This window comes from Leclercia sp. G3L, assembly GCF_021117075.1.
Lineage (GTDB): Bacteria > Pseudomonadota > Gammaproteobacteria > Enterobacterales > Enterobacteriaceae > Enterobacter > Enterobacter adecarboxylatus_C.
This window is the reverse complement of the sequence record NZ_CP088265.1, coordinates 156,740-181,046: the sequence shown is the minus strand read 5'-3', so window position 1 is coordinate 181,046 and position 24,307 is coordinate 156,740. Positions and strand designations below refer to the sequence as shown.

17 protein-coding genes and 1 pseudogene are annotated in these 24,307 nt (G+C 59.9%); 7 read left to right on the top strand and 11 right to left on the bottom strand.

Annotated elements, in window-relative coordinates; all coding sequences use genetic code 11:
- Window positions 1–77 precede the first annotated feature (77 nt).
- Both LRS40_RS02280 and LRS40_RS02275 read right to left on the bottom strand, forming a co-directional pair.
- Window positions 78–1,862: a diguanylate cyclase gene (locus tag LRS40_RS02280; protein WP_231313001.1), complete on the bottom strand. Its 1,785-nt coding sequence runs from the start codon at window positions 1,860–1,862 to the stop codon at window positions 78–80.
- 14 nt (window positions 1,863–1,876) lie between these two features.
- On the bottom strand, window positions 1,877–2,986 hold the full coding sequence (locus LRS40_RS02275) for an AI-2E family transporter (protein ID WP_231313000.1): 1,110 nt from the start codon (window positions 2,984–2,986) through the stop codon (window positions 1,877–1,879).
- Window positions 2,987–3,406: 420 nt separating this feature from the next.
- Between LRS40_RS02275 and mmuP the strand changes: the two genes are divergently transcribed.
- Complete coding sequence (mmuP, locus tag LRS40_RS02270; protein WP_231312999.1) at window positions 3,407–4,804, top strand: S-methylmethionine permease; 1,398 nt, start codon at window positions 3,407–3,409, stop codon at window positions 4,802–4,804.
- A complete protein-coding gene (gene mmuM, locus LRS40_RS02265; RefSeq protein ID WP_231312998.1) occupies window positions 4,791–5,723 on the top strand; it encodes a homocysteine S-methyltransferase in 933 nt (310 codons plus the stop codon). The genes mmuP and mmuM overlap by 14 nt, the downstream gene beginning before the upstream one ends.
- A 102-nt stretch (window positions 5,724–5,825) precedes the next feature.
- On the opposite strand, the gene LRS40_RS02260 is transcribed toward mmuM, so the two are convergent.
- From LRS40_RS02260 to LRS40_RS02230, 7 genes are all read right to left on the bottom strand, one after another.
- Complete coding sequence (locus LRS40_RS02260; RefSeq protein WP_156263052.1) at window positions 5,826–6,245, bottom strand: hypothetical protein; 420 nt, start codon at window positions 6,243–6,245, stop codon at window positions 5,826–5,828.
- Between the two features lie 287 nt (window positions 6,246–6,532).
- Window positions 6,533–7,579, bottom strand: coding sequence for a ferric ABC transporter ATP-binding protein (gene fbpC, locus LRS40_RS02255; protein ID WP_156263053.1), 1,047 nt, complete (start codon window positions 7,577–7,579; stop codon window positions 6,533–6,535).
- A 4-nt stretch (window positions 7,580–7,583) separates the two neighbouring features.
- Window positions 7,584–9,662 (bottom strand): iron ABC transporter permease, encoded by a 2,079-nt coding sequence (locus tag LRS40_RS02250; protein ID WP_231312997.1) that lies wholly within the window; start codon window positions 9,660–9,662, stop codon window positions 7,584–7,586.
- Between the two features lie 70 nt (window positions 9,663–9,732).
- A complete protein-coding gene (locus LRS40_RS02245) occupies window positions 9,733–10,764 on the bottom strand; it encodes an ABC transporter substrate-binding protein (RefSeq protein WP_106992080.1) in 1,032 nt (343 codons plus the stop codon).
- A 13-nt stretch (window positions 10,765–10,777) separates the two neighbouring features.
- Entirely contained in the window at window positions 10,778–12,079 is a 1,302-nt protein-coding gene (uhpC, locus tag LRS40_RS02240; protein ID WP_231312996.1) for an MFS transporter family glucose-6-phosphate receptor UhpC, read from the bottom strand.
- A gap of 85 nt (window positions 12,080–12,164) precedes the next feature.
- On the bottom strand, window positions 12,165–13,706 hold the full coding sequence (locus LRS40_RS02235; protein ID WP_231312995.1) for an MASE1 domain-containing protein: 1,542 nt from the start codon (window positions 13,704–13,706) through the stop codon (window positions 12,165–12,167).
- The gene (locus LRS40_RS02230; RefSeq protein ID WP_231312994.1) at window positions 13,706–14,335 is read right to left on the bottom strand and encodes a response regulator transcription factor; all 630 of its coding nucleotides are present in this window, start codon (window positions 14,333–14,335) and stop codon (window positions 13,706–13,708) included. The genes LRS40_RS02235 and LRS40_RS02230 overlap by 1 nt, the downstream gene beginning before the upstream one ends.
- Before the next feature lie 290 nt (window positions 14,336–14,625).
- On the opposite strand from LRS40_RS02230, the gene tauA reads away from it, so the two are divergent.
- From tauA to tauD, 4 genes are read left to right on the top strand one after another with little or no spacing between them, the layout of a single operon-like run.
- Entirely contained in the window at window positions 14,626–15,588 is a 963-nt protein-coding gene (tauA, locus tag LRS40_RS02225; protein WP_231312993.1) for a taurine ABC transporter substrate-binding protein, read from the top strand.
- 9 nt (window positions 15,589–15,597) lie between these two features.
- Window positions 15,598–16,365, top strand: a complete 768-nt coding sequence (gene tauB / locus LRS40_RS02220; RefSeq protein WP_142488379.1) for a taurine ABC transporter ATP-binding subunit — start codon at window positions 15,598–15,600, stop codon at window positions 16,363–16,365.
- Window positions 16,362–17,189, top strand: coding sequence for a taurine ABC transporter permease TauC (gene tauC, locus LRS40_RS02215; RefSeq protein WP_231312992.1), 828 nt, complete (start codon window positions 16,362–16,364; stop codon window positions 17,187–17,189). Before tauB ends, tauC begins: the two co-directional genes overlap by 4 nt.
- Window positions 17,186–18,037 carry a taurine dioxygenase gene (gene tauD / locus LRS40_RS02210; protein WP_231312991.1) on the top strand — a complete coding sequence of 284 codons (852 nt, stop codon included), beginning with the start codon at window positions 17,186–17,188 and terminating at the stop codon, window positions 18,035–18,037. Before tauC ends, tauD begins: the two co-directional genes overlap by 4 nt.
- A 135-nt stretch (window positions 18,038–18,172) precedes the next feature.
- Here the strand turns inward: tauD and LRS40_RS02205 are convergent, their stop codons facing one another.
- Both LRS40_RS02205 and hemB read right to left on the bottom strand, forming a co-directional pair.
- Complete coding sequence (locus tag LRS40_RS02205; RefSeq protein WP_231312990.1) at window positions 18,173–19,861, bottom strand: lysophospholipid acyltransferase family protein; 1,689 nt, start codon at window positions 19,859–19,861, stop codon at window positions 18,173–18,175.
- A 118-nt stretch (window positions 19,862–19,979) separates the two neighbouring features.
- Complete coding sequence (hemB, locus tag LRS40_RS02200; RefSeq protein WP_231312989.1) at window positions 19,980–20,954, bottom strand: porphobilinogen synthase; 975 nt, start codon at window positions 20,952–20,954, stop codon at window positions 19,980–19,982.
- A 520-nt stretch (window positions 20,955–21,474) separates the two neighbouring features.
- Between hemB and LRS40_RS02195 the strand changes: the two are divergent.
- A pseudogene (locus LRS40_RS02195) lies at window positions 21,475–24,248 on the top strand (autotransporter outer membrane beta-barrel domain-containing protein).
- Window positions 24,249–24,307: the final 59 nt, after the last annotated feature.

Below are 24,307 nucleotides of genomic sequence, written 5' to 3'. Positions count from 1 at the left end.
GGACAGCTACGGCATGAGCGAAAACAGGGAGGGCAATGATACGCGATTCTACGGGGAGAGGAATCGCGTCATACCGATCACCCCGCCTCCAGCCCTCCGAAGCTGACAATCCTTGAACGCCCCAGCTCCTTCGCCCGGTACAGCGCCACGTCGGCGGCGCGCAGCAGGGCATCGCTCTGGGCGTGCTGCGGATAGCTGGCGATACCAATCGACACATCCACCGTGCCAATCTCCGCCAGCTCATAGCGCAGCGCCAGGCCGTGCACGTTGGTATGAATTTCGGAAGCGCAGGCAAAGGCCGCCGCCTCGTCCGCCCCTGGAAGCAGGACCAGAAACTCCTCCCCGCCATAGCGAAACGCCATCCCCTTGTTGCTCACCGCCCGCTGCACCACCGTCGCTACGCTTTTAATCACCAGATCGCCGGCATCGTGACCAAACTTGTCGTTAATGGCTTTGAAGTGGTCGATATCGATCATCATACAGCTTACCGGCTGCCCGGTATGCTGCGCCTGGCTCATCTGGGTGCGCAGGGCATCGTCCAGATGATGACGATTACGCAGATTGGTCAGCGGATCGAATAACGCTTTCTCCAGCAGGGCATCGCGCAGGCGCTGGTTGGCCAGCGCCAGGCCGAGGGCCTCAGCCATCAGTTCCAGATAGGCGCGGGACGGAGCCATTGCCGGGGTGACGTTCTGGAACGAGAGCAGGCCGATGGTCTCGCCCTGGGCAATCAGCGGTACGCAGAGTGAATGACTGGCGCAGGCGTCGGGCAGGTGATAGCAGGTAATATCCGGCTCGCCGGTCACCGGAGGATGGCTCTGTCCGCGGCGCACCGCCCAGCACTGGTCCGGGTGGAAGGGTTCGGACTCACCCTGCGGGTCGAGCCATTCGGCGGCGCAGTGCATCTGCCACGGATCCCGTTCGAGAAGCCAGAGCCGTCCGGGAATGCCCGGGGCAATGCCGGGCGCAAACAGCCGCGCCACGTTCAGGACATCTTCGACGGACTCGCAGCCCTGCAGGCGCTGGGTCATGCGCGCCAGCAGCTCGCGGATCGCCCAGTCGGCATCACGCTCCTGTTCCAGCCGCTGTCGCACAAGGCCGTTTTCGCGAAAGATACGGATCGCCTGTGCCATATCGCCAATCTCATCGATCTGGCGGTAGTCCGGGGCTTCCACCGCATAATCCTGCGACGCCAGCCGGTTGACCACATCGCTCAGGCGTACCACCGGGCGCAGCACCCGGCGTTTAAGGATAAAACCGAGCACAAACAAAAACATCAGCGCGGTCAGGCCGACCATCACCTCCGAGAGCGTCCGCAGCCCGCGGGATTTTACCGTGGCATCGTCAATCGCCGCGTCGGTACGCCTGTCCAGCATCTGACGAAAATGGTCGAGCTGATTCTGTACCTGCTCCAGCTCGTTCTCATAACGCTCGCCATACATCAGCGCGATGGCTTGGGGTTGCTCCCCGCGCCCCACGCTGGCGATAGCGCTCTGCTGCTCATCCTGCAGTGCATCGGCCACCTGCAAACCTTCATGCAGCAGCGCCAGCTCATCCTCACTGGCGCCCACGTCTTTCAGCTTCTGCAGACGATGCTCAATCCCGGCCATGGATGCCGCTTTCTGGCGGTACTCGTCGGCCGTCGCAGGATCCTGTTTGATGACGTACAGCCGCGCCAGGTCAGAGAGCGCCCAGGCGTCGGTCTCCACCTCTTCGGTGAGCCGATCGAATATATAGCGCTGTTCAACGGCCTGCCGCTCAACGTTTTCGGCGCTGGAGGCCATCAACATGGCCACCCCGGAAGCGAGGGTCAGGCAGACCGTGGCGCCGTATGCCCAGTTAGTGATGGTGGCGATACGCACGGCTTATTCCTTTTTCATAAATCAGGGGAATTTTTCCCTTCTTCGATAATCGCGTCGTCAATCTCTTCGGCATTACCGGCATGATCGCGACCCGAGAGCAGGTTCCAGCAGGCGATAAACAGCGCGGCGATGAGCGGACCAATCACAAAGCCGTTGATACCGTAAATCTCCATCCCACCGAGGGTGGTGATGAGGATGAGGTAGTCGGGCATTTTGGTGTCTTTCCCCACCAGCAGCGGACGCAGGAGGTTATCCACCAGGCCCACCACCAGCACAAAGAACCCGACGATAAACAGGCCCTGCCACAGCTGATGGGTGGCGAAGAGGAATATGGCCGCCGGTACCCAGACGATGGCCGAGCCGACCGCCGGGATCAGCGACAGGAACGCTATCAGCGCGCCCCACAAGATGCTGCCGTTAATACCGACGAACCAGAAGGCGAGCCCGCCCAGCCCCCCCTGGACAATGGCCACCACGGCTGTGCCCTTCACCGTCGCTCGGGCGACCCCGGCGAACTTGGCAAACAGATGGTGTTTGGCGAAATTCGACAGCGGCAGGCTGTCGAGGATCTGGCGCACCAGCCAGGGGCCATCTTTCAGCAGGAAAAACAGCAGATAGACCATCACACCAAAGCTGATGGCGAAGCCAAAGGTGCCTTTACCGATCAGGAACGCACTTCCGGCGAGGTATTGCCCGCCTCTTAATGCCGCGTCAGAGAGCTTCTGCTGGATCTGCGAGGCGGTATCCAGGTCATGCTCGATCATCAGCGCGCGCAGCCAGCCGGGCAGGTGAGAGAACAGGCTCGCGAACACCCCGGAAAACTGGGTGTCGTTCTGCTGCAGGCGCGTGTAAACGATATTGAGTTCAAAGGCTAACGAGGAAAAGATCACCATCAAGGGAATAAAGACAATCAGGCAGATAAGCAGCACGCTTACCAGCGACGCCAGCCCGTTGCGATCCCCCATCCGGATACGCAGCGTGTTTTTAACCGGGTAGAAAATCACTGCCAGGATCGCGGCCCACAGGATCGCCGAGAAGTAGGGCGACAGGACATCAAAAAACGCCCAGGTAACAAGCAGGAGTATGAGAATGAAAAACCCTTTGGTCAGTCCGTTAAATCGCATTAGCTCATCCTTTATTAATGAAACACTACGACTATAGAGTGTTTTGCGTAATTTAACATATTGCGATATGACGCCGGGTGGCGGCTGCGCCTTACCTGGCCTACGTGGATTAGTAGGCCCGCGCAAGCGCAGCGCCGCCGGGCGACAGGCCGCAACGCCCGTCAGTTTAGCGTGTAAAAAACAGATACCACTTTCGCCTGACCGACGGGATGACCGGCGCGGTGCATGCTGTAAGTACCGGCTTGCAGGAGGTGTCCTATGGCATGGCGACCCTATCTTTACGTGATTTACACGGTGCGGCCCCGGCTGAGCGCCCGCCGCGCGCGTCTTCGTCTGGTGCATGGCTAGCAATTTGTTAACAATCGCGGTATAAAAACACCTTCTTTGGATGTTTAGATGTCCATACGTATAGAAGGTGATATGCAAACACAACAAAACGGGCAGCTACAGCGCACCATGAAGACCCGCCATCTGATCATGCTCTCCCTCGGCGGCGTGATTGGTACCGGGCTGTTTTTCAATACGGGATACATTATTTCCACCACCGGGGCGGCGGGGACGCTGCTGGCCTATCTGATTGGCGCGCTGGTGGTCTGGCTGGTGATGCAGTGCCTTGGCGAACTCTCCGTGGCGATGCCGGTGACCGGCGCCTTCCACGTCTATGCCGCGCGCTATCTCGGCCCGGCGACCGGCTACACCGTGGCGTGGCTCTACTGGCTCACCTGGACGGTGGCGCTGGGATCGAGCTTTACCGCCGCCGGATTCTGCATGCAGTACTGGTTCCCACAGGTGCCGGTCTGGGTCTGGTGTGTGGTCTTCTGCGCGGTGATTTTCGCCCTCAACGTTATCTCGACCCGCTTCTTTGCCGAAGGCGAGTTCTGGTTCTCGCTGGTGAAAGTCATCACCATCATCGCCTTTATTATCCTCGGCGGGGCGGCGATCTTTGGCTTTATCCCGATGCAGGATGGTTCTCCCGCGCCGGGGCTGAGCAACATCACCGCTGAAGGCTGGTTCCCGCACGGCGGGCTGCCGATCCTGATGACCATGGTGGCGGTTAACTTTGCCTTCTCCGGCACCGAGCTGATCGGCATTGCGGCGGGTGAAACCGAAAATCCGCACAAGGTGATCCCTGTCGCCATCCGCACCACCATTGCCCGTCTGATCATCTTCTTTATCGGCACCGTCTTCGTGCTGGCGGCGCTGATCCCGATGCAGCAGGCCGGGGTGGAGAAAAGTCCGTTCGTGCTGGTGTTTGAGAAGGTCGGCATTCCGTATGCCGCGGATATCGTTAACTTCGTGATCCTGACGGCGATCCTCTCGGCGGCCAACTCCGGGCTGTACGCCTCAGGGCGCATGCTGTGGTCATTGTCGAACGAGAAAACCCTGCCGCGCTGCTTTGCCCGGGTGAACAAAAACGGCGTGCCGCTGACGGCGCTGTCGGTGTCGATGCTCGGCGGCGTGCTGGCGCTCTTTTCCAGCGTAGTGGCCCCGGACACGGTGTTTGTCGCCCTGTCGGCCATCTCGGGCTTTGCGGTGGTGGCGGTGTGGATCAGCATCTGCGCCTCGCACTTTGTCTTCCGCCGCCGTCATTTGCAGGCCGGTAAACCGCTCGGCGACTTACACTACCGCGCCCCCTGGTATCCGCTGGTGCCGGTGCTGGGCTTTATTCTGTGCCTGGTGGCCTGCGTCGGTCTGGCCTTTGACCCGAGCCAGCGCATTGCCCTTTACTGTGGGCTGCCGTTTGTGGCGCTGTGCTATGGCGCGTACTACCTTACTCAAAATCTGAAATCCCAGGAGCCTGAACATGTCGCAGAATAATCCGCTTACCGCCCTCCTTGAGACCCAGCCGTTTGTGGTGCTGGACGGGGCGATGGCAACGGAACTGGAAGCGCGCGGCTGTAACCTGGCCGACAGCCTGTGGTCGGCCAAAGTGTTAATGGAAAACCCGGAGCTGATCCGCGACGTGCATCTCGACTACTTCCGCGCCGGAGCGCAGGTGGCGATCACCGCCAGCTATCAGGCCACCCCGGACGGCTTTGCCGCCCGCGGGCTGGACGAGGCGCAGTCCCGGGCGCTGATCGGTAAAAGCGTCGAGCTGGCCCGCAAGGCGCGGGAGGCGTATCTGGCAGAAAATCCGCAGGCCGGCGCGCTGCTGGTCGCGGGCTCGGTCGGGCCTTATGGGGCTTATCTGGCCGACGGGTCGGAATACCGCGGCGACTACGTGCGTAGTGCTGAAGTGTTTCAGGCGTTTCACCGCCCGCGGGTGGAAGCGCTGCTGGATGCCGGAGCCGACCTGCTGGCCTGCGAAACCCTGCCGTCGTTTGCTGAGATGAAGGCGCTGGCGGAGCTGCTGACGGCATACCCGCGCGCCCGGGCGTGGTTCTCGTTCACCCTGCGCGACAGCGAGCACCTGAGCGACGGCACCCCGCTGCGCGAGGTGGTGTCGGTGCTGGCGAACTATCCACAGATTGTTGCCCTTGGCATTAACTGTATCGCGCTGGAGAAAACCACTGCCGCGCTGCAACATCTGCAGAGCCTGACCGCGCTGCCGCTGGTGGTCTACCCGAACTCGGGCGAGCATTACGATGCGGTGAGCAAAACCTGGCATCACCACGGCGAAGCCTGCGAAACGCTGGCGGGGTATCTGCCGCAGTGGTTAGCGGCAGGCGCGAAGCTGATCGGCGGGTGCTGCCGCACGACGCCGAAGGATATTGCAGAGCTGAACGCACAGCGCTGAGTTTTTGCCGGGTGGCGGCTGCGCCTTACCCGGCCTACGAAAGGCTCGAACCGTAGGCCCGGCAAGCGCAGCGCCGCTGGGCATCAATCACCGCACCTCTGCTTACGCCAGCAGTTCAATCACCCCTTCATCTGTTCTGATCCAGCGCGGCATCTTAAGCGTATCGGCGTAGAAGCTGACCAGTTCTCCCAGCAGATCCTGGATGACTCTTTCCGCGTCCGGAGTGAGTGAGCCACCGATCAGCTGCTGGGTCAGTACCTGGCAATAGCGCCCCAGTTGATCGGCTTCGGGCTCAAACAGAGGAAGACGGGTCGGGAAATCGTCTACCGTCAGGCTTTCTTTTAACGCCTCCGGAACCGGCTCGAGCAGCGTGGGTTGCAGCAGCGACAGACAGGCCGCAAGTCGTCCGTAAAGGGCGAATTTTTCTGCGGGAACGTTTGAACCACCACCGGAGAGGCTAATCTCGCGGGTGGTGGCGCCGAACGGAGTTAGCCTTACCGGCCATACTGGAAACCGGCGCATCTTACGATGCCCCCGTCCGGCCCACCATTGAGGTGTAACCGTACGCACGACATATTAAACACATGTCGCCAGTATGAAGTCCAGGAGGTCAATCCCGACGCCTGATTTTGCAGGCGTGGGAAAACGATACTGTGATATCCCTGTTGCAACAAGGGGCATTCCCGGAAGCGGCCTCGCAAAACAAGAAATTAAGGTGGGGTGGTTATGCCGGGTGGCGGCTGCGCCTTACCCGGCCTACATTTTGGGGTTTTGTAGGCCCGTGCAAGCGCAGCGCCGCCGGGCATCTATCAGGCCACCTCTGCTAACACAAACATCCCGTACGGGTGGATCTCCAGGTAATACGTCTCCCCGACGTCAGGCTGCAATCGTGTGGCGTTGACCTGCAACAAAATCTCCTGCCCGTGCCACTCCACAATCACCTCGTACTGCGGCCCCATATAGGCGACGTGGCGGATCACGCAGCGCTGGCTCTCTTCGCCGTGCTGGCTCAGGGTGATCGCCTCCGGGCGCACGCCGACGGTGCCCGTACCTTGCGCGGCAAAGTGCAGCGGGCGCGGCAGGCGGTAGCCGTGGATCGCCACGGACTCGTGGCTGAAGCTGGCCGGGAACAGGTTGGCATCGCCCATAAAGCTCGCCATAAAGCGCGACGCCGGCTGGCGATAGAGATCCTGTGGGGAGCCAATCTGCATGATATTGCCCTTGTTCATCACCAGCACGGTATCCGAAACCGCAAAGGCCTCGCTCTGATCGTGGGTCACGTACAGCGAGGTGATGTTGAACTGCTTTTGCAGCTCGCGGATCTTGTCGCGCATGCTGCGGCGCAGGTTAGCGTCGAGGTTACTCAGCGGCTCATCAAACAGCAGCACTTTCGGTTTGAGGATAAGCGCCCGGGCCAGGGCCACGCGTTGCTGCTGGCCGCCGGAGATCTGATCCACATAGCGATCGTCAAAACCCTCCAGATCCACCATCGCCAGCGCCTCTTTCACGCGGGTTTTGATCTCGGCGCGCGATACGCCGAGCATCTTCAGGCCGTAGCCGACGTTCTCGCCAAGCGACATGTGCGGGAAGAGGGCGTAGGACTGGAATACCATGCAGATATCACGCTGCTGAATGGAGCTGTGGGTCACGTCCTCGCCGTCGATAAAGATCTGCCCGCTGGTGGGCTTTTCCAGCCCGGCCACCAGACGCAGCACCGTGGTTTTACCGCAGCCCGACGGGCCGAGCAGGGTCACCATCTGCCCCTGCGGGATCGCCAGGTTGATGTTTTCAATCACCGTATTCGCGCCAAAGCGCTTGGTCACGTTACGCAGTTCAACGAAATGTTTCTGAGTCATAGTGTTACGCCTGGTTTTTGGCTTTGGAGCGGGAGATACGTGCCTCACCGATCAGCCAGTCAAAGAGGAAAATGATCGCCAGCATGACCACAATCAGGATCGAGCCGTAGGCAATCGCCACGCCGTATTCGCCGTCTTCCACGCGGTTCAGAATGTAGGCCGTAGCCACGCGGGTATCCGGCGTGACGAGGAACACAATGGCGCTGACGGTGGTAATGGCCCGCACAAAGCTGTAGATCAGCGCCGACAGAATGGCCGGGCGCAGCAGCGGCAGCAGGATGTGCGTAATGGTGCGCAGCGACCCGGCACGCAGGCTCAGCGAGGCCTCATCCAGCGACTTGTCGATCTGGCCTAAGCCCGCAATCCCGGCGCGAATGCCCACCGGCACGTTACGCATCACCATTGAGATAATGACGATGGCGGCTGTGCCCGTCAGGTACACCGGGGCGCTGTTAAAGGCGAGGATGTAGGAGACGCCCGCCACGGTGCCCGGTACGGCGAAGCACAGCATGGTGGTGAACTCGATGGTCTTTTTGCCTTTAAACTGCTGGCGCACCACGATCCAGGCGATCAGCAACCCGAAGGCGGCGGTGATCGGCGCGGCGATCCCGGCGTACAACAGGGTATCGAGCAGTGAAGGCCATGCCCCGTCGCTCATCCCCTGGCCGAACAGCTTGATAAAGTTATCCAGCGTCAGGGTGTAATCCACCCCCCAGTTGACGGTAAAGCTGCCGTAGAAGATGCTGCCGTAGAGCAGGGCGTTAAAGGCGATCCACACCGCCAGCAGGGCCACCACGCTCCACACCAGCGTCACCGGCAGCGGCTGCACATCGCCGCGGTACGATTTACCGGACACGGTGACGTAGGAGCGCTTGCCGATCCACATGTACTGAATGCAGAACACCAGCAGCGAGAACAGCAGCAGGAACGCGCCGAGGGTACTGGCCGCCTGATAATCCAGCTGGGAGCCGGTGATGTAGAAGTAGATCTGCGTCGCCAGTACGTCGAAGTTACCCCCCAGCACCAGCGGGTTACTGAAGTCGGCCAGCGACTGCACGATGACGATCAGGAAGGCGTTCGCCAGTGCCGGTTTCAGCAGCGGGACAAAGACGCCGTTAAAGGTCTGCCAGCGGCTGGCGCGCAGGGTGTATGACGCCTCTTCCAGCGACGGGTGGATGGTTTTGATCGCCCCGTCGAGGATCATAAAGGCCATCGGCGTGAAGGCCAGCACCTGCGCCAGCCAGATCCCGGTGAAGCCGTACAGCCAGTTGGTGTTAGTCAGGCCAAACCAGTCGACCATCAGCTCGGTGACGTAGCCGGAGCGCCCCATCATCAGCGTCACGCCCAGACCCACCACGAACGGCGGAGTGACGATCGGCAGGATCGAGAAGATGCGGCCAATGATGGCGCTGCGCTTCGCGATGCGGGTGGTGTAGATCGCCAGCACCAGGCCGAAGAAGGTGCAGCCGATCCCTACCGCTATGGAGAGCAGGATCGAGTTAACGATCACCTGAATGATGTGCGACTGCGACAGCACGTTCATAAACGCCAGCGGGGCGAACTCTCCCGCGTCGTTGGTGAACATCGGAATAAAGATGGCGATGCTCGGCCAGACGATAAAGATGCCGATCAGCGCGACGATGGCGATCAGCGAGGCAATCACAAAGCGGTCGCCGCCCAGCCACTCGAGGCGGGTCAGGGCCAGGGTCATGATCGCCCCCAGCGCCACAAACAGCACGATGGTGGCGTAGCCTAAACCACGCCCTTCAATCGTGGCGCTGATGACGATAAACGCCATACACAGCAGCGCCCAGCCGGCGTCGAGGTAGTGGCGGCTGCGCTGTTCGCGCTTCGCCTCGCTAAACGGGCGTACCAACAGCAGCGTGGGGAGCAGATACCACAGCCAGCTGATATTGAAGTGCGACCAGCTGTAGGCATCGAGGATCTCGTCGCTTGTGGATTCCAGCAGGCCATAATCCAGGCTCCAGCTTGGCAGCAGGACAAATGCCAGCCAGCCAACGAAAACCCAAAGGAAGACCGCATCCCGTTTTTTCACGGGATGAAGAGCGAGTGTCTGTGACATAGGTATTCCGGTGTTGTAGGCCGGGTAAGGCGTTTACGCCGTCACCTGGCAAATGTTCGCAGGAGTGGGCTTATTTACCCATCTTCACGTCGCTGACCCACTTGTTGATCAGCGCTTTGCGCACGTCCGTTGAGCCGTACTTGTCCATGTCGTAGCTGATCAGCTTCAGGTCATCCAGCTTCAGCGAGTTCGGGGAGGTCTCTGCGGTGGTGTTGGTCAGGATCTGATAGGACTTGCCCTGCTTCCACGCCAGCTCCTGGGCCTCTTTCGACAGCACCCAGTCCACGAACAGCTTCGCGTTCTCTTCGTTACGCGCGCCCTTCAGGATGCTGACCCCGCCGATTTCATACCCGGTGCCTTCGCACGGAGAGATCAGCTCCAGCGGGGCGCCTTGCTCTTTTTCCAGCGAGTAGTCGTGCAGGAAGCCGATGCCGATGGCGGTTTCACCGCGCGCGGCGTTACGCGCCGGGGCAATACCGGATTTGGTGTACTGGGAGACGTTGCCGTTGAGCTGCTTCAGGTAGTCGAAGGCCTGATCTTCCCCCCACAGCTGGACGAAGGTCGCCAGTGCGGTGTAGGCGGTGCCGGAGCTTTGCGGATCGGCAATCTGGATCTCGCCTTTATATTCCGGTTTGGTCAGATCTTTCCAGCACTGCGGCACCGGCAGGTTCTTCTCTTTCAGGCGCTGGGTGTTGACGCCAAAGCCCAGAATACCCACGTAGACCGCCGAAGAAAGGTTGCCTTTCACCTTCGCCGGATCGCGGAATTTCTCCATGATCTGCTCGAGGTTGGCGGATTTGTACGGCTGCAGCAGCCCCATCTCGCCGGCCTGGGATTGCGGATCCAGGGTGCCGCCGTACCAGACGTCGGCCTGCGGGTTTTTCTTCTCGGCATCCACCTTCGCCAGGGTGCTGCCGGAGCCGTTGCGGATAAACGAGGTTTTGACGTCGTACTTATCGCCAAACGCCTTGGTTTCGGCTTCGCACATTTCGTTGGTGGCGCTGCAGTAGACCACCAGACGGCCTTTGGCCTGTGCGGCACCGGTTAAGGTGGCCAGCGCGATCCCGGAAGCAATGAGGGTAGAGAGAAGCGTTGTTTTCATTATTCAGCCCTTGTTATGACGTTATGTGACTGCGAGAAGCGGTGATGCCCGCCATCAGTAGGGGCATCAGGAGTAAACCCATCAGCACGGCGGCAATCGAGAGCAAACTGAACATTCCCGACCAGCCGTAGCGTTCGATAACCTGTGACAGCGGCCACCCGGCCAGCGCCGCCCCCAGATAGGCAAACACGCCAAGAAAACCGGTAATTGAGCCCGCCGCCTGCTTGTGCCCGCACTCCACGGCGGCAAGGCCGATGAGCATCTGCGGACCAAAGACAAAAAATCCCACCGTAAAAAAGCACATCGCCAGCAGGGCGTAGTGGTGAACCGGGGCCAGCCACAGGGCGGCGACCGATACCATCAGCCCCAGCGTAAACAGCAAAATCATCGGCGCCCGCTGGCCGCTGAACAGCAGATCCGACCCCCATCCGGCAAACAGCGCCCCGAGCAGGCCGCCGACCTCAAACAGCATCACCGTGGCGTTGGCGCTCAGCAGGTTGACCCCGTGGCTCTCCGCCAGCCAGATGTTGCCCCAGTCGTTGAGGGCGATGCGGATCAGATAGACCAGCACATAGGACGCCCCGAGCAGCCAGATCATCGGGTTTTGCAGCATGGTGGTGCGTAACATCTGCCACAGCCCCATCGGCGGGCTCTGTTGTTCCTGGCGCAACTCCAGCGGATCGTTGCGCCACTCCCCGACCGACGGCAGACCCTCTTCCTGCGGTGTGCCCCGCAGTTGTGTGGTCAGCCACAGGCCGAGCACGATACTGATGATCCCCGGTGTCAGCATCGCCGCCTGCCAGCCCCAGCGATGGGCGGCGAAGGCACAGATCAGCGGAATAATGGCTCCGCCGATGTTGATAGAGGTGTTCCAGCATCCCCACCAGAAGCCGCGCTCGTTGCGCGAATACCAGTGGGTAAGCAATCTGGCGCAGGGCGGCCATCCCCATCCCTGAAAGAAGCCGTTCAGCGTCCAGATAAACAGCAGCAGCGGCAGGGAGTCGCCGAAGGCGAACAGCACGTTCAGCACGCCCGTCGCCATCAGGCCGATGCCCATAAACGCCCGCTGGCCCTTACTGTCGTGCCACAGTCCGGCGGCAAATTTCGACAGGCCATAGCTGAGGTAAAACAGCGACCCGATCAGGCCGATGTCGCTTTTGCTCAGCCCCAGATCCATTTGCAATGCCGGCAGGACGTAGTTGAGGCTTTTGCGCGTCAGGTAGAACGCGGCGTAACCAATCACCATGCAGATCAGCAGTCGCGGGCGCAGCCGGCGGTAGCGTTGAGTAACCTGTTCAGCTGACAGTGCGGGCATGGCGTTCTCCGTTTGCAATGACTGTATGAAAGCGCGACGAAAAAGGGATGAGAGAAAGTCTGGCGTGGCTAAGACTTTTTCCTGGTTAGCGGTGTGTTTGTTGCAAAACTGTGGGCAGGTTAACAATTACGCGCGTGCCGCCCTGCGACTCAAGGGTTAACTCTCCGCCCAGGGCATGCACGCGCTCGCGCATCCCCTGAATACCAAAACCGGGGATCTGCTGCGGGCTGATGCCGCTGCCGTTATCCCGCACCTCCAGGCGCAGCTGGCTACCGTGCTCGCAGAGCAGGACGCTGACCTCGCTGGCATCGGCGTGTTTGCTGACGTTATTCAGCAGCTCCTGCAGCAGGCGATAGAGGGTAAAGATCAGGGTTTCACTCTGCGGTGGGGCAGTGAGCCGGTAATCAAACCGACACTGGATCCCGCGCTCGGCAAAGGCGAACTCGTTCACCAGGTGGTGCAGGGCCTCGTTTAAGGAGAGTTCATCCAGCACCGGGGGGCGCAGCTGACGCAGCAGCTGGCGGGTGGAGTGATGGATGCGCCGCGCCAGCTCGTTGATCTGCCCGGCGGCTTCTAACGCCTGCGGGGTATCGCCCGCCCGCTTCACCAGCTGGGACTGGATCTGAATGGCGGTAATGTTCTGCCCGATTTCGTCGTGCAGCTCCCGGGCCAGGTGCTTGCGGGTATCTTCTTCAGTGTGGATCAGCTTTTCTGCCAGCGCGCGGCGGGCCTGAAGTTCAGCCTCCAGCCGACGGCGGTAGTGATCGAGGTTCATCGCCAGATGCTGCTGGCGGCTGATGGCGATCCCCAGCCCAATCCCCAGCAGCGACTGGGTGGCGAGGAAAATCTCCAGCTCCAGCAGGTCGCTGAACCCCACCCCGACTTGACGGGCGATAGTGATCATCATGCTGCCCAGCAGCCCGGAGAGCACGCCGCCCTGCCAGCCGAACTTCCACGCCATCACCACGTTGGGCAGGAACACCACGATCAGCAGCAGCCGCTCCAGGGCCGGAGAGAGCACCATCTGGGTGCCGATGCCGATGATAAAAAACAGGCTGCACCAGATGATCAGCGAGGTGCGCAGGGGCGGGCTGCTGGTATCGAGCCCCAGCAGGTGATAGCGGTGCTGCTGGCGTAAAAACTCAAATACCAGATAGACGAACGGGGTCAGCAGCACCCCGCCGGTAAAGGAGGCCAGCGCCAGCAGGGTGGTCGGGCTGCCGAGAAACGGCGCCAGGATCAGGGTCTGGAGCAGGGCGTTAAGGGTCACCGCGGCGATCAGCAGCGACAGGCGCTGCCAGTAAAGAGGAAAGCGGTGCCAGTAGCGTTGCGCCAGCCACGCGCAGACGGTGCCTACCAGCGGCACGACCAGCATCAGGTAATGGGTCAAAAGCTGTTCGCCGTGCAGCCAGAGCATGGCGGCCAGCGGGGGGAGGATCAACGCCGGCCAGAAGCGGCGCGAGAGCACGATCAGCAGCGCCAGATAGACGCCCTGGGGCAAAAACAGCGCCGCCTGCTGCCCGTTGCGGGTGAGGTAAAAACTGAGCGTCCACAGCATCAGCCAGCCGGTGCCCCAGGCCAGCATAATAAACAGCGAGAGGATGATGTGCCGCAGGGATCGCCGCATCAGTGGCCGGTCAGTAGCTGGTGGTCGAGGGCAAAATGCACCAGTTCGATGGTGCTGTTGCACTGCAGTTTGCCCAGCACGTTGGCGCGATGCACGTGGACGGTTTTATGGCTGAGCTCGAGCGTGAAGGCGATCTCCTTCACGCTTTCCCCCTGAACCAGCAGCTCGAAGACCTCTTTCTCGCGCGGGGTTAACACCGCCAGCGCCTGGGACACCGGTTCGCCGCCGCGCAGGGCTTTAACCGCATCGGCACAGAGATAATGGCCGCCCATCCCGACGGAACGCACGGCCTGCACCAGCTCCTCCGGGCCGCAGCGTTTGGTGAGATAGCCGCTGGCCCCGGCGTCCAGCGCGCTCTGCACAAAGGCAGGCGTATCGTAGATGCTGAGGATTATCGCGCGAAACCCCGGGCGCTGCTGGCGCAGGCGTTTGAGCAGGCTCAGGCCGTTTTCATCGGGCATGGCGACGTCGAGCACCGCCACGTCGATGGCATCGCGGGTGAGGGCGGGCCAGGCCTCGGCGGCGCTGCTGTACTGGCCTTCGACAACCAGATCGTCTTCCAGATTTAACAGCTGGGCAAACCCGGAACGCACCACCACGTGATCGTCCACCAGCACCACTTTGATCATCTCAGATACCTTTGCGGAATAGTGTCTCTATGATGCCTGTCCGCGTCGGGCTGGCAATTGTGCGGCTGCGGTTATGTAACCCATGTAACAAAAATGCAATAAATGCCGGGTGGCGATTTTGTAGGCCCGACAAGCGCAGCGCCGCCGGGCAATGCTGACCGCACAAAATTCACTATCTATTGCCGCTTTTTTTCTAAAAACGATTCGGCATTAACGATGCTTTTTAATTCCTTTATCAAAATTCCGCCGCCGGAAATACTGCCTCCATAACAACCAGGGGAGCAGACATTATGGCAATTTCATCGCGGTTTACCTTATTTGGCGCGCTGGCGCTGTGGGCCGTTCAGGCGCAGGCGGTGGACGTCACCATCGCGTATCAAACCTCCGCGGAGCCAGCAAAAGTGGCGCAGGCGGATAACACTTTCGAAAAAGCGAGCGGTGCGAAAGTCGACTGGCGTAAGTTCGACAGCGGCGCCAGTATCGTGCGGGCCCTGGCCTCCGGCGACGTGCAGATTGGCAACCTCGGCTCCAGCCCGCTGGCGGTAGCCGCCAGTCAGCAGGTGCCGATCGAAGTCTTCCTGCTGGCCTCGCAGCTCGGTAATTCCGAAGCGCTGGTGGTGAAGAAAAACATCACTAAGCCCGAAGATCTGATCGGCAAACGCATCGCGGTGCCGTTTATCTCTACCACTCACTACAGTCTGCTCGCGGCCCTGAAACACTGGAACATCAAGCCGGGGCAGGTGGAAATTATCAACCTGCAACCCCCGGCAATTATCGCCGCCTGGCAGCGGGGCGATATTGACGGGGCCTATGTCTGGTCGCCTGCGGTAAACGAACTGGAGAAAGACGGCAGCGTGCTGACCGACTCCGCCCAGGTGGGCCAGTGGGGCTCGCCAACCCTCGACGTCTGGGTGGTGCGCAAAGACTTTGCCGGGAAGCACCCGGAGATCGTGAAAGCCTTCGCGAAAAGCGCCATCGACGCCCAGCAGCCCTACATTGCCAACCCGGATGAGTGGCTGAAGCAGCCAGCCAACCTCGAGAAACTTGCCCGCCTGAGCGGCGTGCCGGAGGCCGACGTGCCGGGACTGGTGAAGGGCAATACCTACCTGACGCCTGCCCAGCAGTTGCAGCAGCTGGCGGGACCGGTGAATAAAGCGATTTTGGATACCGCAGGCTTCCTGAAAGAGCAGGGCAAAGTACCCGCGGTGGCGGCTGACTACAGCCAGTACGTGACCGACCGCTTTGTGAAGTAAGGGGGCCGTATGCTGAATATTACAAATCTGCACGCAGATTACGCTGGCAAGCCTGCGCTGGAGGATATCAACCTGACGCTGGATAGCGGCGAGCTGCTGGTGGTGCTCGGCCCGTCCGGCTGCGGGAAGACCACGCTGCTGAATCTGATCGCCGGGTTTGTACCCTGGCAGCACGGCACCATCCAACTGGCAGGTAAAAAGGTGGAGGGGCCCGGCGCCGAGCGCGGCGTGGTCTTCCAGAACGAAGGGCTACTGCCGTGGCGTAACGTACAGGAGAACGTCGCCTTTGGGCTGCAGCTGGCGGGCACCTCGCGGGAAGAACGACTGACCATCGCCCGGGAGATGCTGAAAAAAGTGGGACTGGAGGGGGCGGAGAAGCGCTATATCTGGCAGCTCTCCGGCGGCCAGCGTCAGCGCGTCGGCATCGCCCGGGCGCTGGCCGCCAATCCGCAGCTGTTGCTGCTGGATGAGCCGTTCGGGGCGCTGGATGCCTTTACCCGTGAGCAGATGCAAACCCTGCTGCTGCGTCTGTGGCATGAAACCGGCAAGCAGGTACTGCTCATCACCCATGACATCGAAGAAGCGGTGTTTATGGCGACCGAACTGGTGCTGCTGTCGCCGGGGCCGGGCCGGGTGCTGGAGCGCCTGCCGCTCAACTTTGCCCACCGCTTTGTCGCAGGCGAGCCGGTGCGCAGCATTAAGTCCGACCCCGATTTTATTGCCCAGCGCGAATACGTGCTGAGCCGCGTGTTTGAACAGCGGGAGGCCTTCTCATGAGCATTGTGGTGAATGACAAAACGGCGCGTAAACGCCTGACCCTGCGCTGGCCCTTCTCCCGCCAGTTGACGCTCAGCGTCAGCACCCTGCTGGTGCTGTTGGCCGTGTGGTGGGCCGTGGCGGCGCAGCAGTGGGTCAGCCCGCTGTTCCTGCCACCGCCGGGCCAGGTGCTGGTGAAACTGTTCACTATCGCCGGTCCGCAAGGATTTATGGATGCCACCCTGGGGCAGCATCTGGCGGCCAGCCTGGGACGCATTTTGGTGGCCTTGCTGGCGGCGGTGATCCTCGGTATCCCGGTGGGTATTGCGATGGGCTTAAGCCCGACGGTGCGCGGGATCCTCGATCCGCTGATTGAGCTTTATCGTCCGGTGCCGCCGCTGGCGTATCTGCCGCTGATGGTGATCTGGTTTGGCATCGGCGAGACCTCGAAGATCCTGCTGATCTACCTGGCGATTTTCGCCCCGGTGGCGATGTCGGCGGTGGCGGGAGTCAAAAGCGCCCAGCAGGTGCGGATCCGCGCCGCGCAGTCGCTGGGTGCCAGCCGCGCGCAGGTGCTGTGGTTTGTGATTTTACCCGGCGCGCTGCCGGAGATCCTGACCGGGTTGCGTATCGGGCTCGGGGTAGGCTGGTCGACGCTGGTGGCAGCAGAACTGATCGCCGCCACGCGCGGGTTAGGCTTTATGGTCCAGTCGGCGGGGGAGTTCCTGGCGACGGACGTGGTACTGGCAGGGATCGCGGTGATCGCCGTGATCGCCTTCGGATTAGAACTGGGGCTGCGCGCGTTACAGCGCCGCCTGACGCCCTGGCATGGAGAGAGACAATGAGTGAACGTCTGACCATTACCCCGCTGGGGCCGTACATTGGCGCGCAGATTTCCGGCCTGGATGTGACCCGGCCATTAAGCGATAACCAGTTTGAGCAGCTCTATCACGCGGTGCTGCGCCATCAGGTGGTGTTCCTGCGCGAGCAGGCGATCGCTCCGCAGCAGCAGCGCGCCCTGGCGCTCCGTTTTGGCGATCTGCATATTCACCCGGTCTATCCGCACGCCGAGGGGGTGGAGGAGATCATCGTCCTGGATACCCACAACGATAACCCGCCGGACAATGACAACTGGCACACCGATGTCACCTTTATTGAGACCCCGCCCGCCGGGGCGATCCTCGCGGCCAAACAGCTCCCGGAGAGCGGGGGAGATACCCTGTGGGCCAGCGGGATTGCGGCCTTTGAGGCCTTATCCGCCCCGTTCCAGCAGCTGCTGAGCGGCCTGCGGGCGGAGCATGATTTCAAAAAATCCTTCCAGGAGTACAAGTACCGTAAAAAGGAAGAGGAGCATCAGCGCTGGCAGGAGGCGGTCGCCAAACACCCGCCGCTGCTGCACCCGGTGGTGCGTACCCATCCGGTTAGCGGCAAGCAGGCGCTGTTCGTAAACGAGGGCTTCACCACGCGGATTGTGGATCTGAGCGAGAAAGAGAGCGAGGCGCTGCTCACGTTCCTGTTTGCCCATATCACGAAGCCGGAGTTCCAGGTGCGCTGGCGCTGGCAGGAGAACGATCTGGCGATCTGGGATAACCGGGTGACGCAGCATTACGCCAATGCCGATTACCTGCCGCAGCGACGGATTATGCACCGGGCAACGATATTGGGGGATAAACCTTTCTTCCGTGCGGGCTGATTGCCGGGTGGCGGCTACGCCTTACCCGGCCTACAACACCCGCTCCCGTAGGCCCGGTAAGCGTAGCGCCACCGGGGGTGACAAATGTGCGCCGTGATTCCCGTAGGCCCGGTAAGGCGTAGCCGCCACCGGGCGTTACAGATGCGCTTCGATATAACGCTGATAGCGGTTGGCTTTCAGATAACAGAGATCCACCAGCACCAGTCCGTCCACGCAGTTGTTGAACGCCGGATCGCTGCCAAAATCGATAAACTGCACGCCGCCGGGCTCGCACAGCTCGGAGTACTGCTTGTACAGCGGCGGGATGCCGCATCCCAGATTGCCGAGCAATGATTTCAGCCGGGTCAGATCCTCCACGTAATCCTCGCCGCTAAACTGCGCCAGCACCTCGGGTAGCGAGGCGGGATAAGGGCGTCGCGAGGCGGCCAGCGGATGGCTAGCCGGGAACCACAGCCGGTAGAAGGCCACCAGCAGATCCCGCGCCGCGGGCGGTAACCCACCGGAAATCGATACCGGGCCGAACAGGTAGCGGTAGTGCGGATAGCGCGCCAGATAAGCGCCAATCCCGGACCACAGGTAGTCCAGCCCGCGCCGTCCCCAGTAGCGCGGCTGAATAAAGCTGCGCCCCAGTTCAATCCCATGCTCGAGGATGTCCTGCATTTTGTCATCGTAGTGGAACAAGCTGTAGCTGTAGAGCGCCTCCGGCTCCCGCATCGCCGTCGGGATAAAACGGTATGCGCCGACGATCTCCAGATCCTCGTTATCCCACAAAATCAGGTGCAGATAGTCATCGTCGTAGCTGTCGGTGTCCCGGCGCTTGCCGCTGCCTTCTCCTACCGCGCGAAAGGCGATCTCCCGTAGCCGCCCCAGCTCACGCAGGATCGGGACATCTTCCTGGCCGTTGCGCTGCCACAGGTAAATGGTTTTGCCATCGGCGGTGGTGCCCAGACACTCCGCCTGCGCCAGCTCGCGCTTCAGGGTGGCCCGGTCTTCCGCACGGGCTATGGCGGACTCGGTTTTGAACACCCCCGGTAGCCCTTTGCCAAGACGCAGCACGTGCTGGCGGCACCGTTCGGCCATCTCCCGCGGGGAGAGCGTGGGGCTGAACCAGTGGCTCCAGCCGATCTGCTGACCGATTTTCACCGGCAGGCGGCTGTGGCGACGGCGAAACATCTGCTGCATCAGCAGCAGCATCGACAGGTTCGGGGAGAGCAGGGTGCTGGCATAGAACAGCAGGCTGTTGCGGGCCTGGATACTCACCGGCAGCAGCGGCACGCGGAATTTTCCCGCCAGCTTGATAAAGCCGGGGTGCCACTTTTTATCGCGGATCCCGGTGCGCGTCGGGCGGGAGACTTCCCCCGCCGGGAAGAAAATCAGCACTCCGGCGTTTTGCAGGTGCTGCTCCATCAGGGTGAATGACGATTTCGCCGTCCGTCCGCCCATGTTGTCCACCGGAATAAACAGCGAACTCAGCGGCTCCAGATGCGTCAGCATGCGGTTAGTGACAACTTTGACATCGCGGCGCACCCGGGAGACGGCATACAGCAGCGCCAGTCCATCCAGCGTACCTGTAGGGTGGTTAGCCATAACAATGAGCGGGCCGTGAGCGGGGATTTGTTCGAGGTCGTGAGCCGGAAGGGTACAGAGGATATCGAGATGGTCCAGAACCTGTTCCACCATATCCAGCCCTTTCAGGTGGCGGTGGTCGGCGGCAAACTGCCGGAACTCCTCTTCGTGGAATAACTTCTTTAACAGCCTTTTTTGCCAGGGTGCAGGCCTCGCCTGCGGCCAAAGGTCATCGAGAACGCTGTCGAGACTAAACATGGTGGCACCTCCTGCTGTACTGCTCAGACAGTAGAAGCGCCAGATGTCGGTTGTATTGCAGTGTGGTGAAGGTTTGTCACAGGCCGGGTAAGGCGAAGCCGCCACCCGGCACTGCCGATTAACGCAGAATTTTCTTCTCGGCCAGATCCAGCGCGAAGTAGCTGAAGATCAGATCCGCGCCCGCGCGTTTGATCGCCCCCAGGCTTTCGAGGATCACTTTCTCTTCGTCGATCGCCCCCGCCTGCGCGGCGAATTTGATCATCGCGTACTCACCGCTCACCTGATAGGCGCCCAGCGGTAGATCGGTGCGTTCGCGGATGTCGCGCAGGATGTCGAGGTAGGCACCTGCCGGTTTCACCATCAGGCAGTCGGCGCCCTGGGCTTCGTCGAGCAGAGATTCGCGGATCGCTTCGCGGCGGTTCAGCGGGTTCATCTGGTAGGTTTTGCGATCGCCTTTCAGCGCGGTGCCTGCCGCTTCACGGAACGGACCGTAGAAGGAGGAGGCGAACTTGGTGGAGTAGGACATGATCGCGGTATCGGTGAAGCCCGCGGCGTCCAGCGCCTGGCGAATGGCCTGCACCTGGCCATCCATAGCGGCAGACGGGGCGATAAAGTCAGCGCCTGCGGCGGCGGCCACGACGGCCTGTTTGCCCAGGTTGAGCAGGGTCGCGTCGTTATCCACGCCATGATCGCACAGCACGCCGCAGTGGCCGTGGGAGGTGTATTCGCAGAAGCAGGTGTCGGACATGACGATCATCTCTGGCACCGTCTCTTTGGCGATGCGCGACATGCGCGCCACCAGACCGTCCTCTTTCCAGGCATCGCTGCCGGTGGCGTCGGTATGATGGGAGATGCCGAAGGTCATGATCGACCGGATGCCAGCGTTGGCGATACGCTCAATTTCGCGTGCCAGGTGTTTCTCCGGAATACGCATGACGCCCGGCATGGCCTCGATGGCTTTGTAGTCATCAATCTCTTCTTCAACAAAAATCGGCAACACCAGATCGTTTAAGTTCAGTGTTGTCTCTTCAAAAAGCGCGCGCAGAGCCGGGGATTTGCGCAGACGACGGGGACGAGCAATTAAATCGTTCATGATATGCCTGACGAGTGTGAATCAAAGAGGGACAGTGTACCCGAAATGGCCGTCGGCTGTTTTACTAAAGTTGTCGTTTAGCCCGCAGAATGTGGGGCGGGATGTCCAGCCGTTATTTCCTGCTTTTTCAATTTATCGCCCGAAATAAGTTTACGCTCTCTCTATGCAGGATAAAGTTGGTTCAAAAAATATATCCTGTCCAGGTAATATCCTAACCAGGCCAGATTCTTTTTTACGGTTCTCAGCGTTACGTATTTATTTTATGTCTCATTTGCTTTTATTTTATAACTTACAATGATCTTTCACCTTATATAAATTTCCTTTCGAATAAATATAATGAATTGAAATATATGGTTATTTTTTATATTTTAAAAAGTATTTTTATTATTCTGTCTGTTTTCGGACTTAATTGTCGGATTCATTGAACCATTTTGTTTTAAGGCTGCATAATTCTCCTCGCAATATATTTGCACTGTATTTACGGACAAACTTGCTTACGTCCCTGAGGAGGGATGACCCAATGCAAACATGGAAAAAGAAACTTGTTGTATCTCAACTTGCATTAGCCTGCACGCTGGCTATCGCTTCTCAGGCCAATGCAAAAGATATTTCTGGTAGCACTTACAACACCTTTGGTTATGATAATACCGCGACGTCAGCCTGGTTTAATGGATATTCCGACTGGAATGACTCCAGCGCAACGCACGACAGCGATATCTATCCTGTCATCAACAAATCCACCGTAAACGGCGTTATCTCAACGTATTACCTGGATGATGGCGTGGGCGGTCGTGCAAATTCACTGAACATCTCTGACAGCACTATCAACGGGATGATCACCTCTGAGTGTATGACCACCGAATGTGCGGGCGGTCTGAATGCCGACGGCACTACCCATCAGCAGTACGATCGTTTTGCGCTGACGGTGGACAATACCACCATCAACGACACCTATGAGCATTACGCTTACGATGTGGTGAACGGCTCTACAACCACCACTCAATACTGGGATACTCACGCGCTGGGCAACGCCATTACCCTTGACGTGGAGTCTGACATCGTTATCCAGAACAACTCCCGCATCGCCGGTATCACCCTGACTCAGGGCTATCACCAGCTGGACAACACACCGTACGATGCTGACACCGGTATTGAAGACAACAGCCACGTCTTCACCAACACCCTGCAGGTGAAAGATTCCGTTGTGACCTCTGGCGCTTATAGCGATCTGGGCACCAGCGGCTTCTATGGTCAGTCGGCAAAACCAAGCGATTACGGCGAAAATAACGCTACGGCGTCGGACGATGCGGCGCTGATCGTGTCGGCCAGCCGCGCGGATAACGCCATGCGCACCACGGCAAACTTCGATCACTCCACCCTGACCGGCGATGTGCTGTTCACCAGCACCTTCGACAACAACTTCTATCCGAATGGCGATCCGGCTACCGATACCACTGCTGACGGCGTTTATAACCCGACCACCAACGGCTGGGACGGTACCGACAAGCTGGATCTGACCCTCACCAACGGCAGCAAGTGGGTCGGTGCCGCCGTCTCCAGCGTCGAGGCGATCGGGCCTTCTCAGATGTATGGTCTGGGCTACAGCAGCGTCGACTGGCGTACCCTGGCAGCAAACAGCATCTGGCCTGAATCGACCTTCAACAGCAACGGTCATCTGGTGGGCAATCAGGTTTATCAGAGCGGTCTGTTCAACGTCACCCTGGATAACGGTTCCGAATGGGACACCCGTAAGCAATCCAACATTGATGCCCTGACCGTTAACAACCGTTCGCAGGTTAATGTCGAAAGCTCCGGCCTGCTGGCTGACAGCATCACCCTGACCAACGCGTCGACCATGAACATCGGCGATTCCGGTGAAGTGGCAACCGACAGCCTGTACCTCGACAGTTCAAGTCTCGCCACCCTGACTCAGGAGACGGCAGAGCTGTATGCCAACACCATCACCGTGGATAACCGTGCAGAGCTGGCGCTGGGTCTGGGCCAGGTCGACACCCATAAACTGGTGCTGACCGACGGCGGCGTGCTGAACGTTGCCAGTCGCACTACGTGTTCAATTCCGATCTGAACAACGCCCGCTACGTCACCAACGATATCCATCAGGCAGAGTACGATTACGGGACAATCGCCCTAAACTCGGATGGTCACCTGGCGGTGAACGGTGAAGTGTCCGGTAACTATAAAGTCCGTCTGGATAACGCGACCGGTGCCGGCTCCGTTGCCGACTACAAAAACAAAGAGATCGTCCGCATTTACGATAACAATGCGGATACGCAGGCCAGCTTCACCGCGGCCAACAAAGCGGATCTCGGGGCTTATACTTACCAGGCTCAGCAGCAGGGCGACACCGTGGTGCTGCATCAGGAGCGCCTGACCGATTATGCCAACATGGCGCTGAGCATTCCGTCTGCCAACACCAACATCTGGCATCTGCAACAGGATGCCCTGGCTAACCGTCTGACCAACAGCCGTCACGGCCTGGCCGACAAGGGTGGCGCATGGGTGAACGTCTTCGGCGGCAATTTTGACGGCGATAACGGCACTATTCACTACGATCAGGACGTCAGCGGCATCATGGTGGGCCTCGATACCCATATTGATGGCAACAACGCCGACTGGATCTTCGGTGCGGCAGCGGGCTTTGCCAAAGCCGATATGAACGATCGCAGCGGCCAGGTGGATCAGGACAGCCAGACCGCGATGCTGTACTCCGCCGCGCGCTTTGCTAACGATGTCTTCATCGACAGCTCCCTGAGCTACTCGCGCTTCAATAACGATCTCTCTGCCAACATGAGCAATGGCGAGTACGTCGATGGCAACACCACCACCGACGCCTGGGGCTTCGGGCTGAAGCTGGACTACGACTGGAAACCGAACGATGCCGGTTACCTCACCCCGTATGCCGCCATCTCCGGCCTGTTCCAGTCTGGCGACGATTATCGTCTGAGCAACGATCTGCGCGTGGGCAGCCAGTCCTACGACAGCATGCGTTATGAAGCCGGTTTCGACGCGGGTTACACCTTCGGTTACGGCGACGATCAGGCGCTGACGCCGTTCTTCAAACTGGCGTACGTCTACGACGATGCCGGTGAAGATGCCAAAGTTAACGGCGACAACATCGATAACGGTGTGAAAGGTTCCGCGGTGCGTGTGGGACTGGGTACGCAGTTTAGCTTCACCAAAAACTTCAGTGCTTACACTGATGCCACTTACCTCGGTGGTGGTGATGTTGATCAAAACTGGGGCGCCAACCTCGGTGTGAAATACACCTGGTAACACGCCTGATGCGGGGAGGCGTGCCTCCCCGCTTTTTAGCGTCAGTTAAGGATGACTCG